Source organism: Planktothrix serta PCC 8927, assembly GCF_900010725.2.
GTDB classification, from domain to species: Bacteria; Cyanobacteriota; Cyanobacteriia; order Cyanobacteriales; family Microcoleaceae; genus Planktothrix; species Planktothrix serta.
Map to the genome: position 1 here is coordinate 271,062 of NZ_LR734878.1, position 13,476 is coordinate 284,537.

At 36.9% G+C, this 13,476-nt stretch carries 12 protein-coding genes and 1 tRNA gene; 7 read left to right on the plus strand and 6 right to left on the minus strand.

Annotated elements, in window-relative coordinates:
* Nucleotides 1-5: 5 nt before the first annotated feature.
* The 3 genes from PL8927_RS20700 to PL8927_RS20710 all read left to right on the plus strand — a co-directional run bounded on the left by PL8927_RS20700 (nt 6) and on the right by PL8927_RS20710 (nt 2,342).
* Nucleotides 6-431, plus strand: coding sequence for a hypothetical protein (locus PL8927_RS20700; protein ID WP_083625335.1), 426 nt, complete (start codon nt 6-8; stop codon nt 429-431).
* 94 nt (nt 432-525) lie between these two features.
* A complete protein-coding gene (locus PL8927_RS20705) occupies nt 526-1,293 on the plus strand; it encodes a YebC/PmpR family DNA-binding transcriptional regulator (protein ID WP_083625336.1) in 768 nt (255 codons plus the stop codon).
* Nucleotides 1,290-2,342: a retropepsin-like aspartic protease gene (locus PL8927_RS20710; RefSeq protein WP_083625337.1), complete on the plus strand. Its 1,053-nt coding sequence runs from the start codon at nt 1,290-1,292 to the stop codon at nt 2,340-2,342. Before PL8927_RS20705 ends, PL8927_RS20710 begins: the two co-directional genes overlap by 4 nt.
* Nucleotides 2,343-2,474: 132 nt before the next feature.
* Here the strand turns inward: PL8927_RS20710 and PL8927_RS20715 are convergent, their stop codons facing one another.
* The gene (locus PL8927_RS20715; RefSeq protein WP_083625338.1) at nt 2,475-2,948 is read right to left on the minus strand and encodes an NUDIX hydrolase; all 474 of its coding nucleotides are present in this window, start codon (nt 2,946-2,948) and stop codon (nt 2,475-2,477) included.
* A 190-nt stretch (nt 2,949-3,138) separates the two neighbouring features.
* On the opposite strand from PL8927_RS20715, the gene PL8927_RS20720 reads away from it, so the two are divergent.
* Nucleotides 3,139-3,210: transfer RNA gene (locus PL8927_RS20720), tRNA-Gln, on the plus strand.
* Nucleotides 3,211-3,319: 109 nt separating this feature from the next.
* On the opposite strand, the gene PL8927_RS20725 is transcribed toward PL8927_RS20720, so the two are convergent.
* Both PL8927_RS20725 and PL8927_RS20730 read right to left on the minus strand, forming a co-directional pair.
* A complete protein-coding gene (locus PL8927_RS20725) occupies nt 3,320-3,997 on the minus strand; it encodes a lecithin retinol acyltransferase family protein (RefSeq protein ID WP_083625339.1) in 678 nt (225 codons plus the stop codon).
* A 144-nt stretch (nt 3,998-4,141) separates the two neighbouring features.
* Complete coding sequence (locus tag PL8927_RS20730) at nt 4,142-6,067, minus strand: putative bifunctional diguanylate cyclase/phosphodiesterase (RefSeq protein WP_083625340.1); 1,926 nt, start codon at nt 6,065-6,067, stop codon at nt 4,142-4,144.
* 139 nt (nt 6,068-6,206) lie between these two features.
* Between PL8927_RS20730 and mutS the strand changes: the two genes are divergently transcribed.
* The 3 genes from mutS (at nt 6,207) to PL8927_RS20745 (ending at nt 9,555) form a co-directional block, all read left to right on the plus strand.
* Entirely contained in the window at nt 6,207-8,870 is a 2,664-nt protein-coding gene (gene mutS / locus PL8927_RS20735) for a DNA mismatch repair protein MutS (RefSeq protein WP_083625341.1), read from the plus strand.
* Nucleotides 8,871-8,942: 72 nt separating this feature from the next.
* Nucleotides 8,943-9,302: an SH3 domain-containing protein gene (locus tag PL8927_RS20740; protein ID WP_231506084.1), complete on the plus strand. Its 360-nt coding sequence runs from the start codon at nt 8,943-8,945 to the stop codon at nt 9,300-9,302.
* A gap of 40 nt (nt 9,303-9,342) precedes the next feature.
* Nucleotides 9,343-9,555 (plus strand): hypothetical protein, encoded by a 213-nt coding sequence (locus PL8927_RS20745; protein WP_083625342.1) that lies wholly within the window; start codon nt 9,343-9,345, stop codon nt 9,553-9,555.
* 130 nt (nt 9,556-9,685) lie between these two features.
* Here the strand turns inward: PL8927_RS20745 and PL8927_RS20750 are convergent, their stop codons facing one another.
* The 3 genes from PL8927_RS20750 to PL8927_RS20760 form a co-directional block, all read right to left on the minus strand.
* Nucleotides 9,686-10,948 carry an AAA family ATPase gene (locus tag PL8927_RS20750; RefSeq protein ID WP_083625343.1) on the minus strand — a complete coding sequence of 421 codons (1,263 nt, stop codon included), beginning with the start codon at nt 10,946-10,948 and terminating at the stop codon, nt 9,686-9,688.
* Nucleotides 10,949-11,075: 127 nt separating this feature from the next.
* The gene (locus PL8927_RS20755) at nt 11,076-11,921 is read right to left on the minus strand and encodes a hypothetical protein (RefSeq protein WP_231506085.1); all 846 of its coding nucleotides are present in this window, start codon (nt 11,919-11,921) and stop codon (nt 11,076-11,078) included.
* Between the two features lie 158 nt (nt 11,922-12,079).
* Nucleotides 12,080-13,285, minus strand: a complete 1,206-nt coding sequence (locus tag PL8927_RS20760) for an AAA family ATPase (protein WP_083625345.1) — start codon at nt 13,283-13,285, stop codon at nt 12,080-12,082.
* Nucleotides 13,286-13,476 lie beyond the last annotated feature (191 nt).

Consider the following 13,476-nt stretch of genomic DNA (forward strand, 5'->3'; position numbering starts at 1 on the left):
TTACAATGGCTACAGCAACATTGGTAAGTCAAGAGATAGAAGAAGGTCAAAGATTAATAGATGCTCTCAATACCGCAGGTTTATCAGTTCATTCGGCTTTGTGGCTGTATGCGTCAGAACCGGAAATATGGCACTTGACACTTGCTTTACCTGTGTATGATGATGTAGGGTCACTTAAAACTTATGAGCAGATCTTATCCGTTTTTCGCCAAGTTAAACCAGAATTAAAAATTGATTGGACAGGAATTGTAGCTGTTAGCCCCAAAGATGAATTAATTCAGGGTTTAAGTCAAGATCAACAACATTGGAATATCGACTTATCAGGAAGACGCATGACCAATAGTAGGGTTAATAGAATATTGATTGAAGATGCTTATATTTACCAAATTGGCGTGAATTTACAACTCGGAATTTTACCTGAAGAAAAATAGAAGGTTCCCAATATTTACTTTGAAATGACCGGACAACCAACAATCGACAACCAACAACCCTTAAAATAATATTTTGCTGTGATTTTTTTGGAGTATGGCTGGACATAGTAAGTGGGCGAATATTAAACGCCAAAAGGCGAGAGTGGATGCAGTCAAAGGTAAAGTGTTCACGAGACTTTCGCGTGAGATTATCGTGGCTGCGCGTCAAGGGGCTGACCCGACGGGAAACTTTCAACTGCGAACTGCTATTGACAAAGCAAAAGCGGCGGGAATTCCCAATGATAATATTGAACGGGCGATCGCTAAAGGTTCGGGTAAACTAGGAGCAGGAGCGTCTGAGTTAGAATCCATTCGTTATGAAGGGTATGGGGTTGGAGGTGTAGCGATTTTAATTGAAGGACTCACCGATAATCGAAATCGCACGGCGGCGGATTTACGAGTTGCGTTTAGTAAAAATGGCGGTAACTTGGGAGAAACCGGGTGTGTGAGTTGGATGTTTGATCAAAAAGGCGTTGTCACCTTAGCAGGGCCAATTGATGAAGAAAAACTCCTAGAAGCTTTAGTAGAAGGGGAAGCTGAATCCTATGAATTAACGCCTGTTAATGATACTGATGGGGCGGAAGTTTCTACAACCATCACGAATTTAGAACATTTAACCCAAGTGTTAAAAGAACAGGGATTTAACATTGTGGAAGCTGAATGGCGTTGGATTCCGAATAATACAATTGAAGTTGATGAAATTGAAAAAGCCAGATCATTAATGAAATTAATGAATGCGTTAGATGATTTGGATGATGTACAGAATGTGACGGCAAATTTTGAACTGTCTGATGTTTGTTATCAAGTGCTTTATAACGAATGAAATCCTTCACTTCCCTGGTGGTGGTTTTAGTTTGGGTTTTTCCCTTTGCTGCTAAGACTTTGGCAAATCCAATGACTGATTCTCAAAATTTAGAACCCCCTTTAGTCCGTACTAATTTGGGTTCAAATACTACAATGTTATTAAGTGTTTTTCCTCTAAATGCGATTGTGAAACTTCAGGGTTTGAATTTACCGCCTCCAAAAACCATCGGGCAAACTACAATTCCTCTGCAATTGTTAGAAGGAAGTCAAGTGTTTACCCTGCAACTTTCCATTGGCGGAAAATCCGGTAGCTTTTTATTAGATACCGGGGCATCTACAACGATGATTACCACCGCCCTCGCCCAACAGTTAGGTTTAAAAGGGGAACCGATTTCTAATGAAGGATTAGACTATGCGGTGGCGGGGGATGATTGTCCGAATATGAATGCAATTTTGCATCATTTACCCCCGTTGGTGATTAATCAAGTTCGAGTGGAAGAATTGCAGGGTTTGGAATTTTCAACTTCTGTAATTCCAGAGGATTTATTTGGGGTTTTAGGAATGGATTTTTTAAGGAATTTTGATGTTAAATTAAATCCTCAAACCCGACAATTACAGTTACTTTCTCCCTCGGCGTTACCACCTGAATCTGTAGCAGAAGCTATCCCGTTAAAAAGTCGTTTAGGGGTGATGTTAACGACTATTTATATTAATGGTAAAGGGCCGTTTACCTTTTTGTTAGATACGGGGGCGGATACAATTTTTATCTCGAAACAGTTAGCGAATCAACTACAATTGGATGTGGCAACTCGTCAAGAGATTCAAGTTCAGGGTTTTTGTGGTTTGGAAGATGCAGAACGTTCTCGGTTAGAAAAAGTTTCTGTTCAGGGTTATGATCAAAATAATTTAGAAGTGGTGATTTTATCGTCCCCAGTTTTAGATTTATTACAAATAGATGGGATTATCGGTCAAAGTTTCTTGAATCAATATCAACAATATTGGCGATTTAATTCCCCTGCCCAATCTGGCGATTTTCAAGGCAGTTTGTTATTAGTTCCTCTTCAATAATCTCTAACCATTCTCCCCCTATTAGGGTAGGAGAGACATTGAATTATTTTTTGATTTCTGTAACTTTACTATAGCACTACGCATTAAAATGTTTGGCAATTCTACATCCTAAAACTCTTTCAATGCTTACTTTTATCTGTTCCCTAGCCCGATAAAATTTCCTTCGGGTAGAATTAACTGTAAGGGGTAAACTGCTCCCTCTGTTAACACCTCAGCAATAATGGGTTTTACAAATTTAGTTCTTAAGGGTAATTGTTCTACTTCTGTTAAAGTAAACCATTTCGCGCCTAAACTTTCGTGATCCGGTTTAGTTTTCGGGGGAGTATTGCCTTCAGGACGGGCTAAAAAAAATACTCCGATGCGGGACTGTCCGGTGGGGTGGGGGAGATGCTGAATTCTCAAAATCCCTTCCAGGATAATCGGAATTCCTGCTTCTTCTAAAGTTTCTCGTTTTGCAGCCGCCACAAAGGTTTCCCCAGGTTCCACCCGTCCGCCGGGAAAATACCAGGGACGGTTGCCCATGACTTCCTGAATTAGCAAAAAGCGGTTGTCAGAACGCACAACAACCACAACAAATAATCTTGTTGAGATCGGATTACGAAACATAAGCGCTAACAGCTTAACGTCAATTTTCTTTATTCTGCCTCTTGTTAAGAATTAATTCAGAGAGAAGAAGAACTGAAAACCATAGATGTTAGGGGTTTTGGAGGATTATTCAAAAATGCTGAAAATTTTTTGGCAAAAACCCTTGACAAATCCGGGGAGGATACTGCTAATATAAATAAGTGTGAAGCGATGGGGCGTCGCCAAGCGGTAAGGCATCGGGTTTTGGTCCCGACATCCAGAGGTTCGAATCCTTTCGCCCCAGTTGAAAGCATTATATGTCTAAAAAAACCTTAAACAAACCCTGTTTAAGGTTTTTTTAATGGGTTCTTGTTCTGGACTGACTGCAAGGGCAGGGAGAATCTTGAATCAGATTAGGAAATATCCGTTTGATTTTGGAGAAGATTTTGAGTCATAGAGGCTAACTTTTCTAAACTCTCTTCTAATTCTGTAGCCCGTTTTTTAGCGGTTAGTTTGCGTTTGATGGCTTCGCGTGCTAAATCTTCTCGATTTCGTTTCAACGCCTCTACAGCGACTCGATTCCAAGAATTCATCTCGTCTAAAGCTTGTTTATATTGAGGATGAACATCATCCCACGCCACCCGAATTTCCGCTAACACTTGATTTAACAAATGATTGGCATCTTGTGGTGGTGTTCCCATGAAGGCTTGTTTGAGAGGATCAGATAAGGTATCAACATTAATATCACGAAGAAGCGGAATAAAATTTTCAACCTGTTGACTTTTACTGACCCCGGTAACACACCAAGTTGCAAAGTGTTCACAATTATTAAATAGTAAATTATATTGTTTTTCTCCTAAGCGACTTTGAGCACGATTAAGGACGGTATCGGGAATATAACGAATGGGATACCGTCGCTGATGAATTTTTTGACCTTTGGAAAAGGTATCTAGGGAAGTTCGTTCAATAATTTCACTGGGTTTGCGATAATGAATGACGCTTCCATCCCCACAGTCAATGCCATGATGTTCATATAAACCTTCTAGGTTATAAAATTCTCGAAAAACATAGATTTGGTCGCCTCTTGCCATTATATTTTTAAGGGTTTCTCCACTCACTGTTTATAGTTTAACGGTTTTGAGGCGAACATCTAGGGCGGTTATTTCACCGATATAGCACTACCAATTAAGATGTTTGACAATACTAAACCTTGTAACAGAAGTCATAACTTACAGTTAAGCTATTCCCTGTTCCCTGTTCTCTGTTCCCTGTTCCCTAACGCTATATTGATTGAGAAAATTCATCACCTCAGTATCGACCAGGGGAGGCGAGAATAGATATCCTTGTCCAAATTCACAGCCGAGTTGCGCTAAAATTTCCACTTGATGACCCGTTTCAATTCCTTCAGCAACAACTTCTAAACCTAAACTATGAGCCAGGTTAATAATGGTTTTGGCAATCTCAAAATCCTTATTCCCGACTTGGATATTTTGCACAAAAGAGCGATCTATTTTTAAGGTATCTACGGGTAACTGTTGTAAATAACTCAAAGAAGAATATCCCGTGCCAAAATCATCAATTAACAATCGAATTTTTAAGGCTTTTAATTGCTCTAATAATTCTGTTGCATGGTTAATATTCTCCATCAGATTGCTTTCGGTAATTTCCAATTTAAGGCTAAAGGGGGGAAGTTGTAAAGACTTTAAAACCTGTTCAACTTCTGCAATTAAATTGGGATGCCGGAGTTGAATTTCCGAGAGATTCACACTCACATATAAGTTAGGAAATTGTGGTTTCCATTGTAATAAATGCTGACAAGCTTGGGATAGAACTAATTGTCCCATTGAGACAATTAATCCGGCTTTTTCTGCTAGTTTAATTAGCTGAATGGGAGACACAAACCCCCGTTGAGGATGAGACCAACGTACTAAGGCTTCAAATCCGACTATTTGTTGAGTTTTAAGTGAAACAATCGGTTGATAATTTAAACTCAGTTGATGACGTTCAATTGCCCGTTGTAAATCGGCTTCTAATTGCAGATGTTCCGCCACAACCGTTGCCATACTGGGTTCATAAAATACCGTTGCTCCTCGTCCTTTTTGTTTGGCATAATACATAGCAGTATCTGCTGCTTGTAGATAATCTTCAGGACGTTGACTTTGGAATTGATCCAACACAACACCAATACTGGTGGCGGATGAAATCGTCACTGTATCTAAGCGAAAGGGAAAATCTAAAGCAGCATGAATGCGTTCAATTTTGTCGCTTAAAACATTAGAATCAGCAATATCCGTGAATAAAATTGCAAATTCATCCGTTCCAACTCTAGCGACTAAATCTTTTGAACTGACACAGGTTTGAAGTCGTTGGGCAACTGCAATTAACAGTTGTTCGGCTAATAGATGGCCAAAGCCATATTTAAGCGGTTTAAACCGATCAATATCTAAGGATAAAACGGCAAAATTCTTAATTTTTTTTTGGGGATGTTGAATGGCAAATTGTAAGCGTTCTAATAATAAACTACGGTTAGCTAATCCGGTAAGTAAATCATTAAAAGCATGGCGTTCAAGTTGAGCTTTCGTTTGCAACCGTTCGGTAACATCTTGAGCTAAAACCACTTCAGAAAACTGCCCTTTCCATTCTAAAGTATGACCTGTAACTTCTACGGCGATTAAAGTTCCATCTTTTTTCTGATGTCGCCAGAGTCCAATGCGATTGTATCCCATCTGAATTTGAGACAGGCTATCTAATAGGCGCGGAATATCTTCAGACGGTCGAATTTCTGTAATTTTCATCAACAGAAATTCCGCTTCTGAATAGCCATAATGTTGAATCGCGGCTTGATTAACGGCTAGAAATTTTAGGTTTTGCAAGTCATACACCCACATGGGTTGGGGATGAGCAAAAAATAAGGTTCGATACCGTTGTTCCGAGTTCTCTAAACGACGAGTTCCTAAACGTACAAAAAAGTAGAGCAGGACACTCGTAATTAAAACAAAAACTCCTCCTTTTATACTTTGAATTAGAGTGAGAGATTGAGAGTTAGGGGCAAGAAAAGCCAGTAGTTGATCGGATGAAAAAACCCAAATACTACTGAGAAAGGCATAAAGACTAGCTACTTGAATAGCTAGGTTTTTAGATAAAAAGCGATCGCGTGTCACTGTAAAAATACAGTCTGACGACTGCTGCGGGCTGAGATTTGCATGACTTAAAGTTTAAACTAAATTGCTAAGTTTGCAGAAGGGTACTAAACGCGCTAAAGTTTTAAAGGTTAGTCGTGGCTTGCATCTTCAGAAAATTATGAGCGTTTCTCCCAGTGCCTCCTCTCCACCTTCACTACCTGATCATTCGCTTCCCCCAAATGCCGACTATCGCCAGCTTGATCGGGAAAAGTTATCGGAAATGATGCAACGCTATATCGAAGTCAAGGAACAATATCCCCATGCCTTACTGTTATTTCGGGTGGGGGATTTCTTTGAGTGTTTTTTTCAAGATGCCATTACAATAGCGCAAGAATTGGAATTAGTGCAAACCACGAAACATGGGGGAAAAGAAATCGGGCGAGTTCCGATGACGGGTGTTCCCCATCATGCAGTAGAACGCTATGCTACGATGCTATTAGAAAAAGGCTATGCGGTGAGCATTTGTGATCAAGTCGAAGATGCGGAAATTGCAGCCAGAGAAAAACGTCAAGTGCGTCGAGAAATTACCCGGATTTTAACCCCTGGAACTCTCACCGATGATGGGATGCTCAAAGGTCGTCTGAATAATTATTTAGCAGCAGTTGTGATTGCTGGGGAGCATTGGGGGTTAGCTTATGCGGATGTTTCAACCGGGGAATTTTTAACAACACAAGCGCAAAATTTAGAACAATTAACCCAGGAGTTAATGCGGCTACAACCCTCGGAAGTTTTAGTTCCAATTAATGCGCCGGATCTGGGAAAAATGTTACGTCCAGGAGAAAAATCAACTCAGTTACCGGATTGTTTACCGAATTGTTTTTGTTATTCGTTGCGATCGCAATTTCCCTTTAGTTTAAGTGAAGCTAGAAATCAGCTTTTAGAACAATTTCAACTGCGGTCTTTAGAAGGTTTAGGCTGTGATCATTTGCCTTTAGGAGTGCGGGCGGCAGGAGGATTATTAGATTATTTAGATGATACTCAAAAGGAAAATCCTGTTCCTTTACAACGACTGCGTACCTATACAATTACGGATTATTTAATTTTAGATTATCAAAGTCGTCGCAATTTAGAAATTACCCAAACCGTTAGAGATGGGACGTTACATGGTTCTTTATTATGGGCATTAGATAAAACGAGTACCGCTATGGGGGGGCGGGCGTTGCGTCGTTGGTTATTACAACCGTTATTAGATCTCCGAGGAATTCGAGCCCGTCATGATACAATTCAAGAGTTAGTTGAAAACCATGAATTAAGATATCAATTACAACAATTACTTCGCCAAATTTATGATTTAGAACGATTAACGGGACGGGCGGGAAATGGTACAGCTAACGCCAGAGATTTAGTAGCTTTAGCAGATTCTTTAGGGAAATTACCGGAATTATCTATTTTAGTTATTCAAGGTAATTCTCCCTATTTAAAAGCGTTGCAAACCGTCCCCCCAATTTTAGAAACCTTAGCCCATAAAATTCAAGCTTATTTAGTTGAATCTCCGCCTCAACATTTAAAAGAAGGAGGTGTCATTCGTTCGGGAATTGATGAACAATTAGATGCGATGCGGGTATTAGCAGAAGCAGATCAACAATGGTTAGCAAATTTAGAAGTTCAAGAACGAGAACGCACAGGAATTTCTACTTTAAAAGTGGGTTTTAATAAAGCTTTTGGCTATTATATTAGTATTACTCGATCTAAAATAGATCAAGCTCCGAATGATTATATTAGGAAGCAAACCTTAACCAATGAAGAACGATTTATTACCCCAGAATTAAAGGAACGGGAAGCCCGAATATTAACCGCTAAAGATGATTTAAACCAACTGGAATATGAGCTATTTGTGCGATTAAGATCGGAAGTCGGAGAACATTCAGAATTGATTCGAGATGTGTCTCGCGCCGTGGCTGCTATTGATGTGTTATGTGGGTTAGCGGATATTGCGGTTTATCAAGGCTATTGTCGTCCTGAAATGATCAATAGTCGAGAAGTTAAAATTATTGAAGGGCGCCATCCCGTTGTCGAAAAATCCTTACCCTCTGGGTTTTTTGTGCCGAATACCGCTCAGTTAGGGTGTACGGAGGATACTTTAGAAACGGAAGGAGTTAAACCCTATTCTTACCCCGATTTAATTATTTTAACAGGGCCGAATGCCAGTGGTAAAAGTTGTTATTTACGACAAATTGGCTTAATTCAATTATTAGCGCAGGTGGGGAGTTTTGTCCCCGCTAAATCCGCTAAATTAGGAATTTGCGATCGCATTTTTACCCGTGTAGGTGCGGTGGATGATTTAGCAACGGGTCAATCAACCTTTATGGTGGAAATGAATGAAACCGCTAATATTTTAAATCATGCTACACCCAAATCCTTAGTCTTACTCGATGAAATTGGTCGAGGGACTGCGACTTTTGATGGCTTATCAATTGCTTGGTCGGTGGCGGAATATTTAGCCACAGAAATTCGGTCTCGGACGATTTTTGCCACCCATTATCATGAATTAAATGAATTAGCTTCCATTATTCCCAATGTGGCTAACTATCAAGTTACTGTTAAAGAATTACCCGATAAAATTATATTTTTGCATCAAGTTCAACCCGGAGGAGCCGATAAATCTTATGGAATTGAAGCGGGACGGTTAGCGGGTTTACCGGATGTGGTGATTCAACGCGCTAAACAAGTGATGCGTCAAATTGAAAAGCATAGTAAAATTGCGATGGGATTGAGAAAGGGAATTAAGAAATCCGATAAAAAACAGGATGCGGGAGAACAGTTAGATATTTTTGAGGATTAATTCTAAAAATCGTTTATAATCAGAATAGGGGTGCAACTTTTATTATTGATTGATTTAAAGGATGGAAACCCCATGAATAAAAGATCCCCAACTAGCATTTTTAAAGTCGCTGTTTTTGGGTTAATTCCAATCACGTTAACCCTGGCTACGCCTGCTCATACAGCTATGCAATCGCGTCCAACTGTTTATGCAACTTCTGACCCATTTCTATTAGCACAGACACCTATCGGGTATTGTACCGTTGCTGACCCATCAGGAACACCGTTGAATGTTCGACAAACACCCAATGGAAAAGTGATTGGAAGTCTGAAGAATGGAACGATTGTAGCATTAGGCGTAACGGATGGAAGCGAAGGAGAAAAATGGACTAAAATTATTAACCCATTAGAAGGTTATGTATGGTCAGATTATTTAACGGATTGTAAATATTAATCAGAATAATAGAATATTATGGAATCCAGGAAAAATCAAAATGAGCAATGTCAACGAAATCTTAACAATCAATAATCTTCAAGGTTTTTCTATTCAGGAGTTTATAGAATTACTGAAAGACAAAAAAACACTCTCAGTGCAGTTGTCTGAGCAGGAAATTATAGTATTAGAAATTAGCCAAAAGTTAAAGCCTTTACCGATTGTGGAAGGTTATGTTCCTTCGGGCTGGAAATCAGCCATTTACGAGAATTAAAATGACAATTGTTTTTTTAGATGCAGGAATTTTTATTGGTGCTTTATGTAGTAGCGATTTTTCTTCAAGAGGTATTAGTTTATTAGATACAATTTCTTCGCACTCTGGAAAACGCTTTTTCATATCGCACTTAAATCAGGTCAAGAAGTTGATCAAACTCAATGGCTAATTCTTCAGAAACAGAGTCAATAATATTTGTATCAATTAATCCCGTTTCTTCCGATATAATGGATTGACATGAACCATCCATTAAAGAGTAAACTGCTAAATCTTCTGTTAATAAAGCTTTATAGCGAGGAACAATTTTTTCTAGTTTTTTGATAACTTCATCATTAGCATCCTGATAAATTAAACCTGCTTGAAGTAAATTGTTAATTGCGGTTAAAATATAAGGGCTATGGGTGGTAATAAAAAATTGAAGATTATCAGGCTTAGAGTTAAAAACAGTAGCTATTAATTCAATAATATGTTTTTGAGAAACTGGAAAAATGTGTGCTTCTGGTTCTTCAATATATATCGTCTGACCTCCGCCAATAGTTGATAAAAATGGTATTGTCGATAATAGAACAACTAAAGGAAGTGTTTCTTGTTGACCGGATGAACAATTAGAAATAATAATTTTTCTTCCATCTAAAAATTCCAAAAAATCTTCTCCTTTTTCATGAAAATATTTAGCACACAAAATTTTTTCGACTAAGGGTTGTATTTTCTCCTCGTTTAGTTGTTTTCGCTGTTCTTCAAATTTATTTATTTCCATCATTCTTTTTATGAATTCATACAATGAGCCAAATGTTTCAAGGAATGGATCTAATGATTTTTGAGTTGACAAAACAGAAAATACATTTTTTTGTATATATGCAAAAAATGAACGAATCGCTGGAATAAAAAATTGAATAAAGGTAGATTCATTACCTATATTTGTTTTTAAAAAATTCATCATTTCTATGCGAGTATCTACAGCAAATTTTGCAGGATCAGAAATGAGTTCTTCTAAATTTTTATCTTGCTTTTTTCGGTAAGATTTTCGTAATTCAGAAAAAGTATCTTTATAATAATCAGAATAAGTAAGTAAAACGGAAAACTTATTTTTACGGGAGATTTGGATAAAATGATCGTTAAGTTTATATCTCAATATAAAATCATGCTCTCCCCAGAAAATGAGAGGAAAATAATGTTTAAACTTAGCAGAGTAAAATGAATCTAATTGACGCTTGTGTTGGTCATTTTCAACGGCTTTAAGTAGGTCTGTAATAAACTCTTTAAAATAAAATAATAATTTTGCACAGACACTCTTACCACTAGCTTGAGGGCCAATCATAATATTGATCTTCTTAACCTCTATTTCTAAGTGTTCAATTCCGGCAAAGTTATCTATAATTAATTTTTCAACCATTGTGCAGCCTTTTCTGAGTGTTAACGTTAATTATTGTAAGGTGTAGTCTGTTCATAGACTTTTATCAATAGATATAAATTAATAAAATTGCGATCGCTAACCCCATCATTATCCATCATATAGCATTTTATACAAACTGATATAGAATTTTAAAGAAAACACTCAGATGATATTCAGCGTCACTCTGTTCTGAATAAAATTTTCCTATCTTTAATAGCAATTGCTCTTTGTAATTGTCTGCTGAACCACTCCAATTAGGAGGCGGTTCAATTTCACGCCAAAAGTTTTTAGCTTTTATTAAAGTTAATAACACATAAATTAATTCATTTTTGCGAGTGACATCTACGGTAGAGTTAAATTCCTGAATCCAAGATATTTTTAATTTATCGACATCAGTACAGTTTAAACCTGGACAATAGTTAATTCTTTGAGAGGCAGTTATTAGATGATTTTTTAAATCAGGATCTTGATCAATTAATTCAGCCATATCTTTATAGATATCTGTTAGTAAAAGATTGTTTTCCTTATAAAGGGGAATATAAAGGGGATAGGGAGGCATGAAACAGCTATCAAACATTTCTTGCAATTCAGGTATAATAAAATAGGATTCTTTATGAATGAATCCTGTTACCCAAATGCGATGCTGTGGTGCAGTTTGCTGATTAACTTTGCCTTCTTGATACAGATTATAAAATATTTTTTCTGTATCTGAAAATGGATATTGCTTATTAATAGTTTGAGATTGAATATCTAAATCAACAATAGCAAAAAGTTTTTCAGGGTCTAAATGAGATTTAATTTTTGTACGGTCTGAATCAGGTTTAATTGAATCTTGTTGTTGTAAATCTTTTAACTCAAAAAAGGTGTTAATTACATCTAGGCGATCGCCACAATTAAAAAATTCAGGTTTGTATTGACTCCAATATTTAGGAACACAAGCTTTATAAAAGTTCGCATCAGGCTTCTTATCCATGTCCTTATAGCTATAGCTTTCCGGTGAACCTCTCCCCCCAAGTTTGGGAATCTTCCCTTCACACAAAACTACAATTTTATTGTCAATCCTGTTAGATTTAAGAATAATTTTACAATGTTCTTGTAATTCCTCTGGGTTCAGACTCATGTTACTCAATATTAATTTTGATTTTTAATTAATTTCAGCTTAATTACTTTAACGTGAGCAGGGGTTAATGCCTCACATAAGTCGTAAGAGTGGGTTGCTAAAATATATTGGTTGCTGGGTTCCCATTGTTCTAAATCAGAAATAATTTGATATTGCCAGTCTGGATGTAATGTAATTTCAATCTCATCCATTAAAACAATAGCATCTTTTATGTCATTATGTTTTAGCCAAATATAAATACTGAGTCGTTTTAATTCGCCACGACTAAGATCTTCGGGATATAGATCTACTTCTTCACCCTGTTTATCTAATTTAAAGGTTATTTGGTTTAAATCGGGAGAAAAATTGATTTTTTTATTAATCAAAATTGAATTTATATCCTGCTTCAATAAGGCTTCATAGTAATTACTTTCTTTTCCATCTTTTATTGCATTTCTATCTTTGTTTCTAGCATCTATAAATAATTGTTTTACCAGATCTATTGCGAGAAAATCATAAGTAAAAAAACCTGGGATTTTTGTTTTTAAGGAATTTATGTTAGAACAGTTGTTTTTTTCAGAATCATCTTTTTTTTCAGAAAATAACTTTCTATATTCTCCATTCATAAATAGAAAATCTTGTGTTATATGAGAAGCAAAAAATACTTTTTTTGACAATTCATCTAAAAAAATTCTAGCTTTATGAGGAGATAAATTCCCTATTTTACAAAGTAATGATTTGTATTCAACTAATTTATTTTTAGTTGAAGAATAATTACAAATAACTAATAAATTTTCCCGTTCCCATTCATCGATCACCTTGCTCATTGCTTCAAGAGGTAGTCGAATAAAACTATTATTTTTAGAAGGAATAGAAATCGGCAGTTTTTCATTGTAAGCCTTGGAATTTATTTTGGAATTTATGGCATCAATTGTTTGATAAGCAAAAAACTCGATAGTGTGGATCTTAGAACCGTCCCAAATATCGAAGATAGCTAAAATAGTTTTCTCTGATGACTGATTAGGATTGAATCTATGAAGTAAATTTTGTAAAAAAATCTCTCTCTCGGCAGAAGTAGAACAGTGGAGAAGGGTAAAAATCAACTGTAAGAGCGTACTTTTACCGCCCCCATTTTGACTTCCTAAAGGAAAAATTCGAGGGAAGAAATCTTTCTCAAACGTAATATCGACTTGATTTAAAGCCCGAAAATTTGGAACTTGAACTCTTAGTAAGTGCATACTAGACTCCTGATTGTGTGGAGTTAAAACGATACCTTAATAAAATATAGAATATAATATTGCGATCGCTAACCCCCCAAACTAATAAACCCGTTTCTCAACTAATTTAATGGATAAAATCAAGATTCTTGTTCAGAAACCCGGTTTCTGGGGGAGTACAGACCCTTACTAGGGACAAAAGGCCTTTAAGT